15 protein-coding genes are annotated in these 15,328 nt (G+C 45.0%); all 15 read left to right on the top strand.

Annotated elements, in window-relative coordinates; all coding sequences use genetic code 11:
* Positions 1–247 precede the first annotated feature (247 nt).
* Positions 248–1,360, top strand: coding sequence for a 4-hydroxyphenylpyruvate dioxygenase (gene hppD / locus EIZ58_RS16625; protein ID WP_134701948.1), 1,113 nt, complete (start codon positions 248–250; stop codon positions 1,358–1,360).
* 8 nt (positions 1,361–1,368) lie between these two features.
* The gene (gene hisC, locus EIZ58_RS16620) at positions 1,369–2,475 is read left to right on the top strand and encodes a histidinol-phosphate transaminase (protein ID WP_370297705.1); all 1,107 of its coding nucleotides are present in this window, start codon (positions 1,369–1,371) and stop codon (positions 2,473–2,475) included.
* Positions 2,465–3,085, top strand: a complete 621-nt coding sequence (locus EIZ58_RS16615; RefSeq protein ID WP_134702023.1) for a flavin reductase family protein — start codon at positions 2,465–2,467, stop codon at positions 3,083–3,085. Before hisC ends, EIZ58_RS16615 begins: the two co-directional genes overlap by 11 nt.
* A gap of 34 nt (positions 3,086–3,119) precedes the next feature.
* Positions 3,120–4,040 (top strand): fumarylacetoacetate hydrolase family protein, encoded by a 921-nt coding sequence (locus tag EIZ58_RS16610; RefSeq protein WP_134701946.1) that lies wholly within the window; start codon positions 3,120–3,122, stop codon positions 4,038–4,040.
* Positions 4,041–4,055: 15 nt separating this feature from the next.
* Positions 4,056–5,216, top strand: a complete 1,161-nt coding sequence (locus EIZ58_RS16605) for a homogentisate 1,2-dioxygenase (RefSeq protein WP_134701945.1) — start codon at positions 4,056–4,058, stop codon at positions 5,214–5,216.
* 223 nt (positions 5,217–5,439) lie between these two features.
* A complete protein-coding gene (locus EIZ58_RS16600; RefSeq protein ID WP_134701944.1) occupies positions 5,440–6,486 on the top strand; it encodes an ABC transporter substrate-binding protein in 1,047 nt (348 codons plus the stop codon).
* Between the two features lie 21 nt (positions 6,487–6,507).
* On the top strand, positions 6,508–7,443 hold the full coding sequence (locus tag EIZ58_RS16595; protein ID WP_134701943.1) for an ABC transporter permease: 936 nt from the start codon (positions 6,508–6,510) through the stop codon (positions 7,441–7,443).
* The gene (locus EIZ58_RS16590; RefSeq protein WP_134701942.1) at positions 7,430–8,218 is read left to right on the top strand and encodes an ABC transporter ATP-binding protein; all 789 of its coding nucleotides are present in this window, start codon (positions 7,430–7,432) and stop codon (positions 8,216–8,218) included. Before EIZ58_RS16595 ends, EIZ58_RS16590 begins: the two co-directional genes overlap by 14 nt.
* 102 nt (positions 8,219–8,320) lie before the next feature.
* Positions 8,321–9,391 (top strand): pyruvate dehydrogenase (acetyl-transferring) E1 component subunit alpha, encoded by a 1,071-nt coding sequence (gene pdhA / locus EIZ58_RS16585; RefSeq protein ID WP_134702022.1) that lies wholly within the window; start codon positions 8,321–8,323, stop codon positions 9,389–9,391.
* Positions 9,388–10,371 (top strand): alpha-ketoacid dehydrogenase subunit beta, encoded by a 984-nt coding sequence (locus EIZ58_RS16580; RefSeq protein WP_134701941.1) that lies wholly within the window; start codon positions 9,388–9,390, stop codon positions 10,369–10,371. Before pdhA ends, EIZ58_RS16580 begins: the two co-directional genes overlap by 4 nt.
* Before the next feature lie 34 nt (positions 10,372–10,405).
* A complete protein-coding gene (locus tag EIZ58_RS16575; protein WP_134701940.1) occupies positions 10,406–11,635 on the top strand; it encodes a dihydrolipoamide acetyltransferase family protein in 1,230 nt (409 codons plus the stop codon).
* Entirely contained in the window at positions 11,636–13,060 is a 1,425-nt protein-coding gene (gene lpdA / locus EIZ58_RS16570) for a dihydrolipoyl dehydrogenase (protein WP_134701939.1), read from the top strand. It begins immediately after the preceding gene.
* A 110-nt stretch (positions 13,061–13,170) separates the two neighbouring features.
* Positions 13,171–13,590, top strand: a complete 420-nt coding sequence (locus EIZ58_RS16565) for an Rrf2 family transcriptional regulator (RefSeq protein WP_134701938.1) — start codon at positions 13,171–13,173, stop codon at positions 13,588–13,590.
* A gap of 147 nt (positions 13,591–13,737) precedes the next feature.
* On the top strand, positions 13,738–14,052 hold the full coding sequence (gene trxA / locus EIZ58_RS16560) for a thioredoxin (protein WP_134701937.1): 315 nt from the start codon (positions 13,738–13,740) through the stop codon (positions 14,050–14,052).
* Between the two features lie 111 nt (positions 14,053–14,163).
* A complete protein-coding gene (locus EIZ58_RS16555; protein ID WP_134701936.1) occupies positions 14,164–15,300 on the top strand; it encodes an NADH-dependent flavin oxidoreductase in 1,137 nt (378 codons plus the stop codon).
* Positions 15,301–15,328: the final 28 nt, after the last annotated feature.

Below are 15,328 nucleotides of genomic sequence, written 5' to 3'. Positions count from 1 at the left end.
ATCCCTTATTGTATAAATGGTACTTTTTCAGTGCCCTCTCAAGTTATGGGATCGGTTTTTCTTTGTTCCCTTTACAATTGTATTGTTGATCAACAAAATAACCAATATTTTTATTACACTAAAGCATTGCTACTGATATGCAAAACTCCTTTACTGTACATATTTGCTCAATTTTTACTATTTGAACTATACTAATGATGACCATAATTAATAATTGATAAATATACAGCTTTAGGAGGAATATAGGATGAAAGAACAAGAATTGATGAAAGCAAGCACCCAAGATCTTTTCCCCGTTCAAGAAGTCGATTACGTTGAGTTCTATGTAGGCAATGCCAAGCAAGCCGCCCACTTCTATGCCACAGCCTTTGGATTTAAGCCTGTTGCTTACTCTGGTTTGGAAACAGGTGAACGAAATAAGGTTTCCTACGTATTAGAGCAGAGTCGCATTCGTTTTGTGATCAGTGGGACACTGAGTGATAAGCATCCAGTAGCGGAATTTGTTTTGAAGCACGGGGATGGAGTCAAGGATGTAGCGCTTCGAGTGGATGATGTTGAGAAGGCTTACAAAGGGGCGATTTCTCGCGGAGCTATAGGAATTATGGAACCGCATACATTGGCAGATGAACATGGAACAGTAAAAAAAGCCATCATTGGAACTTATGGAGATACCATACATACCCTTATCGAACGCCAAGACTACAAAGGATTGTTTATGCCAGGCTTTCAAGCCATTGAAACAACCGTTCCTTACCAATCTACAGGCCTCATTGGAATTGATCATGTCGTAGGGAACGTAGAAAGTATGGAGGAATGGGTTTCTTACTATGAGAATGTCATGGGTTTTAAGGCGATGATCCACTTTGACGATGAAGACATCAGCACAGAGTATTCAGCTCTAATGTCTAAGGTCATGACGAATGGGGCGAGAATTAAATTCCCCATCAACGAACCTGCAGAAGGAAAAAGAAAGTCTCAAATTCAGGAATATCTTGATTATTATAACGGTGCAGGTGTACAGCACTTAGCCCTGCTTACGAATGATATTGTTAAAACCGTTACTTCCTTACGCGCAAACGGTGTAGAGTTCCTTGCCACACCAGATAGCTATTATGACATGCTTAATGAGCGCGTAGGCAAGATTGATGAAGATGTAGAGAGATTACGTGAATTAAAGATCCTTGTCGATCGTGATGATGAAGGGTACCTCTTGCAGATCTTTACCAAGCCGATTGTGGATAGACCTACACTTTTCATTGAGATTATTCAACGAAAAGGGGCAAGAGGGTTCGGGGAAGGCAATTTCAAGGCATTATTCGAATCTATTGAGCGTGAACAAGAGCGAAGAGGTAACCTGTAATGAATCTCATGGAAAAAATACCAACAAGAAAACAAATTGAATCTCTTAATGTCTATGTACCTGGTAAGCCGATTGAAGAAGTAAAGCGTGAGTTTGGGTTAGAGAAAATCATTAAGCTGGCCTCGAATGAAAACCCTTTTGGGTTTTCTGCCTTGGCCAAGGAAACCATGCTTCGTGAAATGTTGCAAACCAACTCTTATCCTGAAGGAACGGCCCCTCTCTTGACAGAGAAGCTTGCACATTACTTACATGTTCCTCAGGATTCCCTTATCGTGGGCAATGGATCGGACGAACTGATTCGTCTTCTAACTCGCAGATATATTCGACCAGGGGATGAAGTCATTATGGCAGATGTTACCTTCCCACGATATAAAACGAATGTTCAAATTGAAGGGGGCAAATCGGTTCATATTCCTTTAATCGACGGCGTTCATGATCTTACTGGAATGCTTGCAGCCATTACCGAACAAACACGAATGATATTTGTATGCAATCCAAACAATCCTACTGGTACGATTGTGGGTAAAAAAGCTCTAGCAGCATTTATTGAAAAAGTACCTTCACATATTCTGCTCATCGTAGATGAAGCATACTACGAATATGTAACCGATGAGGATTATTTAGAAACCCTTCCGTTGTTGCTCTCACACCCTAATTTAATTGTGTTGCGTACCTTTTCCAAGATTTATGGATTGGCTGCTCTACGAATAGGGTACGGTGTAATGCATCCGTCGATTGTAAAAGAGCTTATGAAAGTAAAGGAACCGTTTAATACCAACCGACTCGCGCAATCTGCTGCTATCGCGTCGTTAGATGATTCCCAATTCGTGGAGGACTGTAAGCAGAAGAATGCAGAAGGAAGACGGTACTTAGAAGAAGAAGTGGCAAAGTTAGGCTTCTCCATCTATCCCTCTCAGGGTAATTTTGTCATGATTTTGCTAGATCGGCCAGGCGATGAAGTATTCGCTTCTCTACTTAAACAAGGCATTATTGTACGTTCGGGTGGCTTGCTTGGTTATCCACAAACCATTCGCGTATCCATAGGGACTCCAGAGGAAAATCAAGCCTTCATTGAGGCATTTAAGGAAGCGCTGGTGAGTGAAGATGAAGGTTGAACCCAGCTCTCTAGAGTGGAAAGACGCTTATAAGCTACTAATCGGCTCCATTCTTCCGAGACCGATCGCCTTTGTCTCCACGCTAAGCAAGGATGGAGCAGCCAACTTGGCTCCTTTCAGTTTTTTTACAGGGATATGCGCCGACCCGTTTTTGGTCTGTTTTGCCCCCATGCGAAAGGGAACAGATGGAGAGAAAAAAGATACCTTAAGAAATATAGAAGAAACCAAGGAATTTGTGATTAATATTGTTGGAGAAAAAATCGTCAATGAAATGAATGATTGTTCCGTAGATTATCCTCCAGATACCGATGAATTTGAAAAAGTTAAGCTGTCCAAGATCTCAAGTGATATCGTTCTTCCTCCTCGAGTGAAAGAAAGCGACGTCCAACTGGAATGTGTGCTTCGGGAGGTTCTTCACTTCGGTGAGCATCCGGGATCAGGCAGTCTAGTGATAGGCCAAGTGGTAATGGTTCATGTCCAAGACCAGTTGTATCGAGAGGGAAGGATTAATACCGAGATGTTGCAGCCCATCGGCCGCTTAGCAGGTCAATCCTATACACGAGCTGCTGCCGATACGTTTGTACTGGAGAGAAGAAAGCAGCTTTCCTAAGGGGAGCGCTTCCAAAGCAAGGGGAGGAACGACAATGAAATGGGTTACTTTTATGGATCCAAATGGACAACAGAGAGCGGGCTATGTTGAAGGGAATTTGGTTTTTGATGCTGAAAAGGCCAGTAGAGGACAACTGCCCTCTACCATGCTCGAAGTGCTTAAGGGGCTAGACACCTATGAACCGATCTTCAAACAAATGGTAGAGTGGTCCAAGGAAGAAAAAACGAGTTTTTATCCGCTAGACGAAACCATGCTTTGCGCACCGATTCCAAACCCTCCAAGTGTCCGGGATTTCTATGCCTTCGAGCAGCATGTGAAAACTGCTAGGGAGAAAAGGGGACTAACTGTTCCTTCTGAATGGTATGAAATTCCCACTTTCTATTTCACCAACCATCATGCGATTATCGGCCCTGACACCCCAGTTTTTCGTCCAAAAAAGTGCCAATGGCTAGATTATGAGCTAGAGTTGGCTTGTGTGATAGGCAAGCAAGGACGAGATATTAAAGCAGCAGCAGCTGATTCTTATATCTTTGGATTTACGATTCTCAATGATTGGAGTGCGCGTGATATACAAAGACAAGAGGTAGCGGTGGGTTTGGGACCAGCCAAGGGAAAAGATTTTGCTACTTCCATTGGACCCTATTTAGTTAGTAAAGATGAACTAGAGCCTTATCGTTTCGGTGATCGCTATGATCTGACTATGAAGGCAAGAGTGAATGGTGAGCTGTTGTCGATCGGAAACTTTAAAGATATCTACTATACGTTTGGACAAATGATAGAACGCGCTTCGGAAGATGCGACACTTTACCCCGGGGATATTATAGGCTCCGGTACAGTAGGAACTGGCTGCATCCTTGAACTGGGGACGGAGGTGCATCCTTGGCTTGAACCCGGTGATGAGGTCGAGTTAGAGATTACAGGACTAGGAGTACTGCGAAATAAAGTGAAGGATTAGGAAGGGGGACGTAAGATGCCTTTTTACAGACAAATGGGGAAGCTTCCCCGAAAGAGACATGTTAAATTTTCAAAAGAAGACGGCACCTTGTATCGTGAGCAAGTCATGGGTACCAAAGGTTTTTCAGGCATTCAATCGATTCTATACCATCATTACATGCCGACCTCCGTATCTAAGGTGGAGCTAATTGGGTCTTATACTCCGGAGTATGAGGAGCAGGGGGCACTGACTCACCGTCATTTTCGCACGGCTATGCATCAAGAAGAAAGCGATGCAGTAAGCGGCCGAGAATATCTTCTTGGCAATGAGGACTTGCTCATTGGGGTGGTTAACCCCACAAAAGGGATGGATACTTTCTATCGGAATGGCGATGGAGATGAATTATTGTTTGTCCATAAAGGAACAGGCAAGGTGGAGACGATGTTTGGTACCCTTACGTATCGGCCTGGAGACTACATCGTGATGCCGATCGGAACCATTCATCGTTATCTGCCGGATGAAGGAGAATCCAGATTTTTAGTCATCGAGACAACCAGTTGGATTAGTACACCAAAACGCTATCGAAATGCTCATGGCCAATTGCTTGAGCATAGTCCGTTTTGTGAAAGAGATATTCGCGTCCCCGAGGAGTTAGTGGCTTATCAAGAGTTGGGCGCATTTGAGGTCCGTACGAAATCCAGAGGTTTTCTGCATCGTCATATCATGGACCACCACCCATTAGATGTCATCGGTTGGGACGGTTACTTGTATCCGTGGATTTTTAATGTAGAGGACTTCGAGCCCATAACAGGAAGAATCCATATGCCCCCGCCGATTCACCAGACCTTCGAAGGCAACAACTTTGTGATCTGCTCTTTCGTGCCTAGACTTTATGACTACCATCCAGACGCCATTCCAGCTCCCTACTACCACAGCAATGTAGATAGTGATGAAGTACTTTACTATGTAAAAGGAAACTTTATGAGCAGGAAGGGGGTTGAAGAAGCCTCGATCACTTTGCATCCATTAGGTATTCCACATGGGCCTCACCCAGGGAAAATAGAAGCAAGCATCGGTAAAAAAGAAACGTTAGAATTGGCTGTTATGATTGATACGTTCCGTCCGCTCAAGGTTGTGAAGAACGCACAGAAAATGGAGGATGCTGGCTATATGTATAGTTGGCTGGAAAGTAAATAAGGGCTAGAGTGTCCTCGCCTTGGGGACACTCTAAAAATTCAAAAAAATTTAATAATAAATTATTCTCTTGACCTTTTCTAAAATATAAATATACTAAAAAATATAGTCCGTAATAATAACGTCATACATATAAGATGTGATATACGGATGGCATTTCATAGCCTTCTTTTTATAGAAAGGTTTTGGAAGCGCATACACCACTACGCTAAAGGGGGCCAGTAAATTGAAAAAAATCTTTGTACCAATCGTATGTAGTTTCATGATGTTATTGACAGCATGTGGTGGTTCGCCGAGCACAACCCAGCCGGCTGAGCCATCGAAGCCTAGTGAATCAACAGCTGCCCCAGCAGCGGGAAATGCCGAGAAGAAGACGGTAAGGATCGGCATTTCCCAGATTGTTGAACACCCTTCCTTGGACGCAGCTAGAGAAGGTTTTCTAGCCGGGCTTAAAGACGGAGGATTTATCGAAGGTGACAACCTGAAGGTCGATGTTCAAATTGCCCAAGGGGATATGAACAATAACATGACCATCGCTCAGAAGTTTGCAGCCGATAAGGTGGATTTGATTCTTGCGATTGCCACTCCAAGCGCCCAAGCCGCGGTAAAGGCTACTTCTGACATTCCTGTCCTCTTTACAGCCATTACGGATCCTCTAGGCGCTAAATTAGTAGATACCCTAGAGAATCCAGGCAAAAATGTTACCGGAACATCCGATACTCACCCTGAAGCCATTGCAAATACGATTAAAACGATTAAAGAATTCTTCCCTGATGCGAAGAACGTGGGCTTAATTTATAACTCTGGCGAACAAAACTCCGTTGTCAACGTGAACAAAGCGAAAGACGAAATGGCAAAGCTAGGATTGGCTCCTGTAGAAGCAACGGCTACCAACAGCTCTGAAGTCAAGCAGGCTGTGGAATCCCTCGTTGGACGTGTGGATGTTATTTATGTACCGAAAGACAATACAGCCGTTTCTGCCCTTGAATCTATCACACAAGTCGCCAACCAAAACAAGATCCCGATGTTTGTGGGAGAGAAGGATTCCGTAAAGCGCGGCGGATTTGCCGGATTTGGCTTTGAATACTATGACTTAGGATACACCACAGCCAAGATGGCGATTGAAGTGCTAAACGGCAACAAAAAGCCAGGAGATATCCCAGTAGGATTCCCTGAGGAGCTGAATCTCGTTATCAACAAAAAGGCAGCAGAGGCACAAGGGGTATCCTTGACTGACGCGATGACAAGCAAAGCCGTTATGGTTGGAGAGTAAAACAAGAAGGGAAGTGAAGGCATGACAACAGCATTGATGGGTTCTTTCGAATCTGGAATTATTTTTGCGCTGATGGCACTGGGGGTTTACTTGACCTTTAGAATCCTGAGCTTTCCCGACTTGACTGTAGATGGTAGCTTTACCACTGGGGGCGCCGTGGCAGCAGCCATGATCGTAGCGGGTTATCACCCGCTACTTGCCACCCTTTCTGCAGTTATAGCGGGATGTCTAGCAGGGATGGTAACAGGTCTACTACATACTAAAGGAAAGATTAATCCGCTGCTTTCCGGAATCTTGTCGATGATTGCACTCTATTCGATTAACCTCCGTATAATGGGAAAAGCCAATATCGGTTTACTAGGAGAAGAAACACTATTCAGCCAAGTGACTTCGATTTTTTCCAACCCATTTACCATCATTATCACGATGGCAATCTTAATTCTTATCGTAAAAGGAGTCATCGACTGGTTCTTAGATACGGAAATTGGCTTATCGATTCGAGCTACAGGTGATAACGAAAAGATGATCCGCAGCTTCTCTGCGAATACGGATAATACCAAAGTGACAGGGTTAGCTCTCTCAAACGGCTTGGTTGCAATGTCAGGTGCTCTGATGGCCCAGTACCAAGGTTTCTCCGATGTTTCTATGGGGATAGGGATGATCGTTATCGGTTTGGCTTCTGTCATTATCGGGGAAGCGATCTTCGGAAATAAAAATATCCGCAGGGCTACCCTTGCAGTCATCGGTGGAGCCATCATCTATCGAATTATAGTAGCGCTAGCACTCCGCGTGGGACTCAACCCTTCAGACATGAAGCTTATGACTGCATTAATCGTTATTGCGGCCTTAATCGCACCAAAGATTATCGACAGCTGGAAGGAAAAAAGAAAAAAGGCTTTAAAAAAACAACAAGCTTCCAACGTGATTGTAAGAGGTGATAACCATGCTGAAACTTAAACAGATCCATAAGATATTTAATGAAGGAACGATCGATGAAAAAATCGCCTTAGACCAGATCAACCTCACACTCAACCCTGGCGACTTCGTTACCATTATTGGAAGTAACGGAGCAGGTAAATCTACCATGATGAATATGATTTCCGGCGTGCTGACACCCGACACGGGTACGGTGGAGATTGATGGCAAAATCGTTAATGATCTTCTTGAGCACAGGCGGGCACCGATGATTGGCCGCGTGTTTCAGGATCCGATGGCCGGCACCGCACCAACCATGACCATCGAAGAAAACCTAGCCATGGCTTATTCCCGCAATAAGAAACGAACCCTTAGCATTGGAGTCAACAGTAAGCGCAAGGAAATGTTCTATGAATACTTAAAATCTCTCGGGCTTGGTCTCGAAGATCGTCTGACCGCAAAGGTTGGCCTCCTCTCAGGAGGTGAACGGCAAGCTTTAAGTCTCTTGATGGCAACCTTTACCCAGCCTAAAGTATTATTGCTGGATGAACATACAGCCGCGCTAGATCCAGCTCGAGCTGAGCTGATTACCCAGCTGACCAAGAGCATTGTAGAAAAATCGAAGTTAACTACTCTTATGGTTACTCATAATATGAAGCAGGCCATTGATTTAGGGAATCGTCTGATCATGATGGATAAGGGACAGATCATACTGGATGTTTCGGAAAAAGAAAAGGCTAATCTTACGATCGAATCCCTATTAAAGGAATTTGAGCGTTTCAAAGGTGTGGCCAGTGACCGAGTCCTGCTGGGATAAACGAAAGCATATGGAAAGGTGATGTGGATGGTAACGATCAACGGCCTAGCTGAACAAATTTCCCAAATGAAAACGATCACATCTTCGACGGGGGGAAACGTGATGACGGATGTATATCAGGTTTTGACACCGCAAGGAGAGCTTAATGTAAAGAAGATCGAAGAGAAGATGGACCCAGCTACAATGGTAAAGATGTATGAGAATATGGTGTTTGTTCGAGCCTTCGATCGCAAATCTGTAATTCTGCAAAGACAGGGACGAATGGGAACCTATGCACCGTTTGAAGGTCAAGAAGCTTCCCAGGTCGGCAGTGCCATGGCATTGACAGCTGGTGATTGGTTATTCCCTACTTACCGGGATCATGCAGCAAGCATTACACATGGACAGTCACTGATGCGGGTGTTTCTTTATTGGATGGGGCATATGGAGGGGTCAATTAGTCCTGAGGGGAAAAATATTATGCCTCCCTGCGTACCCATTGCGACACAGATGGTTCATGCCGTCGGAACGGCTTGGGCGAGCAAGCTAAAAGGAGAGAAAAAGGTAAGCCTCGCTTATTTGGGGGATGGGGCGACTTCTGAAGGCGACTTTCATGAGGCCTTAAATTTTGCTGGGGTCTATAAAACTCCTACCATCTTTTTCTGTCAGAACAATGGATTTGCTATTAGCGTTCCATTTGAACTCCAATCCTCTTCGGCAACCATCGCTCAACGAGCACTCGCTTATGATATTAAAGGAGTCCGCGTAGACGGTAATGATATTTTTGCTGTCTGGCTGACCATGAAAGAAGCTATAGAGAGAGCCCACGCAGGAGAGGGGCCAACCCTCATTGAAGCCATGACCTTCCGTTATGGGGCGCACACGACGGCTGATGACCCAAAGAAATATCGAGATCAAGAAAAATTATCTCAAGAATGGCGCAATGAACGTGACCCCATTACGCGCCTCCGAATTTACCTAGAGAAAAGAAACCTATGGAACCAGGAAAAAGAGGAACACTTGCTCAAGCAAGCGGATGTAAAAATTGATCAAGCGGTTCAGGAAGCAGAAGAGTATCCGAAGTCCAAACCGGAAGATATGTTCAAGCATGTTTTTGCTGAATCGCCATGGATGATTCAGGAGCAAGAACAAGAGCTCAAGCGATTTACGGATAAAGGGGGAGACCGTGCATGAGCCGCAAAATAACGATGATTCAAGCCATAACGGAAGCCATGGACCAGAAGCTGGCAGATGACCCAAGAGTGATGCTGCTTGGGGAAGACATTGGCATAAATGGTGGCGTATTTCGGGCGACAGAAGGACTAATCGAGAAATACGGAAAAGAACGTGTCGTGGACACTCCACTTGCAGAAGCCGGCATAATGGGTTCAGCTATTGGGTTGGGACTGAACGGTATGATTCCTGTTGCAGAAGTTCAATTTTTAGCTTTCATTTATCCGGGATTTGAGCAAATCGTCTCTCACGCCGCTAGAATGAGATATCGAACAAGGGGCCAATATCATGTTCCCATGGTTATTCGCACCCCTTTTGGAGCCGGAATCCGCGGCCCAGAGCTACACTCGGAAAGTGTTGAGACCTTTTTTACCCATGTTCCCGGACTGAAAGTGGTTGTACCAAGCACACCTTACGATGCGAAGGGGCTACTGATCTCTGCAATTGAAGATCCGGATCCTGTCATGTTCCTGGAGCCGACGAAGCTTTACCGCGCCTTTAAAGAAGACGTGCCAGAAGAGATGTACCGTATTCCTATTGGCAAAGCGAAGGTTCTGCAGGAAGGGTACGATCTATCCATTTTCGCATGGGGAGCGATGGTACGAGTGGCGCTAAATGCAGCAAAGCAAATAGATCGTGAAAAAGGCTGGAAGTGTGAAGTCATCGATTTGCGCTCCCTCTATCCACTCGATCGGGAAATGATTATTTCGTCCGTAAAGAAAACTGGAAGAGCACTGGTCGTTCAAGAAGCCCATAAGACTCTAGGGGTGGCTTCTGAAATCATTTCCTTAATCAATGATGAGGCACTGATGTATCTGAAATCTCCAATCAAGCGAGTAACAGGGTTCGATGTTCCGGTTCCTCAATTTTCCATCGAAGACGACTATATGCCGACAGAAGCTAGAGTAAAACACGGCATAGAAGAAACGATTGTTTATTAGAATGGTTTAGTTAGAGGAAGGAGAATCAATCGAAATGCTAGAATTTAAGCTGCCCGATGTCGGTGAAGGTATGCATGAAGGGGAAATCTCTAAATGGCTCGTAAAAGAAGGGGATCAGGTTAAACAAGACCAGCCAATAGTTGAGGTTCAAACAGATAAAGTGAATGCAGAATTAACTTCCCCGGTAAGCGGGGTAATCAAAAGGCTCTTGTTTGCTGAAGGTGAAACGGCCCACGTGGGCCAAACCTTGGTTGTCATAGACGATGGTTCAGCCATAGAGGTAGCAGCTGCCACGGCAATCGCTGATCCGCCGCAGACTAAAGTAGCAGCACCCATTCAAAAAGGCTTGTTCGATCGAGCGCTCGCTTCTCCCTATATTAGAAAACTTGCTCGTGAATGGAAAATTGATATTGAGAAGGTGCTGGGGACTGGAACTGCGGGTCGGGTAACGGAAGAGGATTTACGAGCATTTCTAGCCAAAGAGCAAGCTCCGAAAAAAGAACAACTCCCAAAGGAAGCGATGCCATTAGCTCCGAAAGCATTCGGGATTCAGGAGAATGCACAAGAAGAACGCATTCCTCTAAAAGGCGTACGCAAGAAAATTGCGGAGCACCTGGTGAAGTCCGTTTCTATCATCCCTCATGTCACCCATGTTGACGAGTTAGAAATGGATGCACTTAAAGGTCTAAGAGATAAGTGGAAGGCTGCCGCTGATGAACGTGGGGTAAAGCTGACCTTCTTACCTTTCTTCATTAAAGCGCTCGTCGTGGCGTTAAAAGAATTCAAGACGCTAAATGCTTCCATTGATGATAGTACCCAGGAAATTGTGCTGAAGAACTACTATCATATTGGCATCGCAACTGACACAAAAGACGGTTTGATTGTACCCGTCATCAAGAATGCGGATAAAAAGACGATCTTTCAGCTGTCCCAAGAAATCAGCGAAAAGGCTTCACGGGCCAGAGAAGGGAAGCTTAGTTTAGAGGAAATTACAGGGGGAACCTTCACCATTAGTAACGTCGGTCCGATCGGCGGCTTGTACGCGACACCCATTATCAATCATCCGGAAGTGGCTATTTTAGGGCTACATAAAATGGAGCCGCGTATGGTTGTTCGGGACTGGGAAGGGGTTATCCGTCTGATGATGCATATGTCTCTATCTTTTGACCATCGTCTTATCGATGGGGTGACCGCCGTACGATTTACCAATCGAATCAAGCAACTACTTGAAAACCCCGATTTACTGATGATGGAGATGGTGTAAATGGTAGTGGGAGAGATCGCAGTAGAAACCGATGTTGTCGTCATCGGCGGAGGGCCTGGCGGATATGCCGCTGCCATCCGCCTAGGCCAATTAGGACAATCTGTTGTATTAATTGAAGAAGATAAGCTAGGCGGCGTTTGCCTCAATCGCGGGTGTATACCATCCAAAGCGTTAATCCATTCGGCCGGAGAATTTCATAAGCTGCCACAGCTAGGGAAGATGGGAATTCGCATGACAACAGAAAATCTTTCCTTTTTAATGGGAGAATGGCAGGAATGGAAGAGAGGGATTGTGACTCAATTAAATAAAGGCATCGAACATCTTTGTAAAGAAAACGGAGTAACCCTTGTTAAAGGAAAAGCAACATTTCTATCCGATGATCGTATTGGGGTAGAGACCGAAGGAGATTTTGAAACTTATAAATTTCAGCATGCCATTATAGCAACAGGATCTCGTCCCTTCATACCTCCGTTTATTAAGATAGACCATACTCATATATTGGATTCCACCTCTATCCTTCAATTGGAACAGGTGCCTGAAAGTCTTTCGATTATTGGGGGTGGATACATCGGGATGGAATTGGGTATGGCCTTTGCCAAGCTTGGCTGCAAAGTTACTATCTTAGAAATGGCAGATCGGATCCTTCCTCAAGTATCTGCAGATTTAGTACGGGAAGTCACTCGGAGTGCGAAAAAATTAGGAATGGTCCTCAAAACATCGACAAAGGTTGATAATGTTAGCTTAGATAACGATCGAGCGATTTTACATGTTTCTTCTAAACAATCAGGCCAGGAAACACTTCAATGTGAGAAGGTGCTTGTAGCCATCGGTAGAGCCCCAAATTCAAAAGGACTAGGTCTAGAGCAAGCCGGTGTGCAAGTAAACGAACAAGGGTATATTCCAGTGGACGACACATGTCGGACCAATCGAAGCCATATTTATGCGATCGGCGATGTAACGCCAGGTCCTGCCCTCGCTCATCGGGCCTCCAAGCAGGGGATTGTGGCTGCAGAGGTGATCTCGGGCTTATCTAGCGCCTACGATTCCCCTTTCCTTCCTTACGTTATCTTTACAGAACCTCAAATAGCGGGAGTAGGCTTTTCAAAGGAAGAAGCGGAACAGCGAGGATTTGAGGTCAAAAGAGGTCAATTCCCTTATCGAGCCAACGGGCGTGCGCTTGCTACGGCAGAAGTAGAAGGTTTTGCAGAAGTAATCGTAGATGCTAATACGCATTTGCTATTGGGACTGCATCTTGTGGGAGCAGATGCATCGAACATGATCGGAGAAGGGGTTCTCGCATTGGAGCTATCAGCTCGTGTAGAGGATCTTGCACTTACGATGCATCCTCATCCGACCCTATCAGAAGTTTGGCTGGAAGCCGCAGAGGCTGCATTGGGCCATGCGATTCATATTGTAAATAAGTAACCGTTAGGACTCGGGTATGCCTCGAGTCCTTTACTTATTAAATGGATATTGACTTAGCTAACTGTACACACTACAATTACAGTATCCTTCAATGGGAGGAAATGATTCCAATGAACAGTGAATTTACGATAGCAGTTCATAGTCTTGTCTTTTTAGCTTACTTACCGGATCATATGGCAAGCAGCGAGTCTATTGCCAATAATGTTTCCACGAACCCCGCTCGCATTCGAAAAGTTATGAGTTGCTTGAGAAAAGGCGGCTTCGTTAAGACAAAAGAGGGGGTTGGAGGGGGCTATATTCTGAATGCCGATCCCCAAGAGATCACATTGGCCCAGATTTACCGTACGGTGTCATGCGGTACCATCAAGCCGCACTGGTGTACGGGAGACCCCGATGAAGCCTGCGTTATCTCCTCAAAGATTCAAGGCGTGATGGACGGCATTTTTGAAGAAGCGGATGCCTATTTTGAGAAGTATCTCGATCAGATTACAATCGATTCCGTTTTAAAAAAAATTAAACAATGTCCATGATATTGTTTAATTTTTTTAAGTTAAATGTAACTAATTTTATTACAGAATCCTCACAAACCCATTGACGAAACAAACTGTATAATTTATTATTACAGTATAAACTGTAGCTAATTTAATAACATTTAAACGAGAAGAGGAGAATGCAGAATGGCTATATTTGAACTGAACGATCAAAACTTTCACACGGAAACCTCATCTGGGACGGTCTTGGTGGATTTCTGGGCGCCTTGGTGCGGACCTTGCAAAATGATTGCGCCGGTACTAGAGGAAATGGACCAAGAGATGGGGAGTAAAGTACGAATCGGCAAGATCAATGTAGATCTTAACCCTGATACGGCAAGTCAGTTCGGTGTGATGAGTATCCCGACCTTATTGTTGTTCAAGGAAGGGCAAGTCGTAGAAAAGGTAACAGGGTTTCAACCAAAAGAACGATTAATGAATCTGATAAACCCGCATCTATAATAGCTGTGGACCTAAACTGTTCATGTCGGCAGAAGCAAAACAAGCTCTAGTGGGCAATATAAACCTAGCGTTTCAAAACGTGACAGAACAACACAAGGGAGAGAACCAATTATGAAACCTAAATATCAGCCTTTATTTGAGTCGTTCCAATTTAGAAGCGACATCCAGCTGAAAAACCGCCTCGTTATGGCTCCTATGACTAATTTTTCTTCCAACCCAGATGGAACCGTGTCAGACGCCGAGCTTCGCTACTACGCTCGTAGAGCTAGCGGAGTCGGTCTGGTAGTTACGGCTTGCACCTATGTCACACCAAATGGAAAAGGATTTGCTGGAGAATTTGCCGGAGATCGAGATGAAATGATTCCAAGCCTCCAACAACTAGCCACTACCATTAAAGAGCAAGGGGCAAAGGCAGTACTGCAAATTTTCCATGGGGGAAGAAGCTGCCCTCCGGATCTAGTTCCAAACGGTGAAACGGTAAGCGCCAGTGCTGTAGCACCCGAGGGAGGGGGACAAACTCCAAGAGCCCTAACTGATGAGGAAGTTCAATCCCTTGTACATGCTTTTGGCGAGACAACACGTAGGGCCATTGAAGCAGGTTATGATGGCGTAGAAATTCATGGGGCTAACGGTTACCTTATTCAGCAATTTTTCTCACCGCATTCGAACCGCCGAGAGGACAGATGGGGTGGCACTTTGGAAAAACGAATGGCCTTTCCACTGGCTATCGTCGATGAAGTCAAACGAGTAGTAGCTTCACATTCAAAGGAACCTTTCCTCGTCGGCTATCGCTTTTCACCTGAGGAAGCGGAGACTCCAGGAATTACGATGGCTGACTCGTTACAATTGGTTGACGCTTTATCTAACAAAGAACTCGACTACCTCCACGTATCCCTAATGGATTTCTGGTCCACCGCTAGACGTGGAGCTGATCAAACCAAGACTCGTATAGAGCTTATTCAGGAAAAAGTAGGGAAAAGAGTACCGATTATTGGTGTAGGGTCCATTCATACGGCAGATGAAGCTTTAAAAGCGTACGAGACGGGTATTCCGTTGATTGCCTTAGGCCGCGAGCTTATTATGGAACCGGATTGGGTGGAAAAGGTTCAACAAGGACGGGAGGCAGAGATTAGGACGACCTTAACCAAAGACGACCAAGAGCGTCTTGTTGTTCCAGATCCCCTCTGGCATGCTATTATGAACACTCCAGGATGGTTTCCAGTGGTGGAGACGACCAATCAGGGATAAGTTTGCGACTATCTAAGCTAGAAAGGAT

This window comes from Ammoniphilus sp. YIM 78166, assembly GCF_004522215.1.
Taxonomy (GTDB): Bacteria; Bacillota; Bacilli; order Aneurinibacillales; family RAOX-1; genus YIM-78166.
Note: the sequence above shows the minus strand (reverse complement) of the source record. Positions and strands in the feature narration are given on the sequence as shown.

Coding starts and splice junctions, on each gene's coding strand:
- EIZ58_RS16610 (WP_134701946.1), top strand. CDS start 3,120: ATGAAATGGGTTACTTTTATGGATCCAAATGGACAACAGAGAGCGGGC.
- lpdA (WP_134701939.1), top strand. CDS start 11,636: ATGGTAGTGGGAGAGATCGCAGTAGAAACCGATGTTGTCGTCATCGGC.
- EIZ58_RS16565 (WP_134701938.1), top strand. CDS start 13,171: ATGAACAGTGAATTTACGATAGCAGTTCATAGTCTTGTCTTTTTAGCT.
- EIZ58_RS16615 (WP_134702023.1), top strand. CDS start 2,465: ATGAAGGTTGAACCCAGCTCTCTAGAGTGGAAAGACGCTTATAAGCTA.
- EIZ58_RS16555 (WP_134701936.1), top strand. CDS start 14,164: ATGAAACCTAAATATCAGCCTTTATTTGAGTCGTTCCAATTTAGAAGC.
- EIZ58_RS16575 (WP_134701940.1), top strand. CDS start 10,406: ATGCTAGAATTTAAGCTGCCCGATGTCGGTGAAGGTATGCATGAAGGG.
- pdhA (WP_134702022.1), top strand. CDS start 8,321: ATGACGGATGTATATCAGGTTTTGACACCGCAAGGAGAGCTTAATGTA.
- EIZ58_RS16580 (WP_134701941.1), top strand. CDS start 9,388: ATGAGCCGCAAAATAACGATGATTCAAGCCATAACGGAAGCCATGGAC.
- EIZ58_RS16605 (WP_134701945.1), top strand. CDS start 4,056: ATGCCTTTTTACAGACAAATGGGGAAGCTTCCCCGAAAGAGACATGTT.
- EIZ58_RS16590 (WP_134701942.1), top strand. CDS start 7,430: ATGCTGAAACTTAAACAGATCCATAAGATATTTAATGAAGGAACGATC.
- hisC (WP_370297705.1), top strand. CDS start 1,369: ATGGAAAAAATACCAACAAGAAAACAAATTGAATCTCTTAATGTCTAT.
- trxA (WP_134701937.1), top strand. CDS start 13,738: ATGGCTATATTTGAACTGAACGATCAAAACTTTCACACGGAAACCTCA.
- EIZ58_RS16595 (WP_134701943.1), top strand. CDS start 6,508: ATGACAACAGCATTGATGGGTTCTTTCGAATCTGGAATTATTTTTGCG.
- hppD (WP_134701948.1), top strand. CDS start 248: ATGAAAGAACAAGAATTGATGAAAGCAAGCACCCAAGATCTTTTCCCC.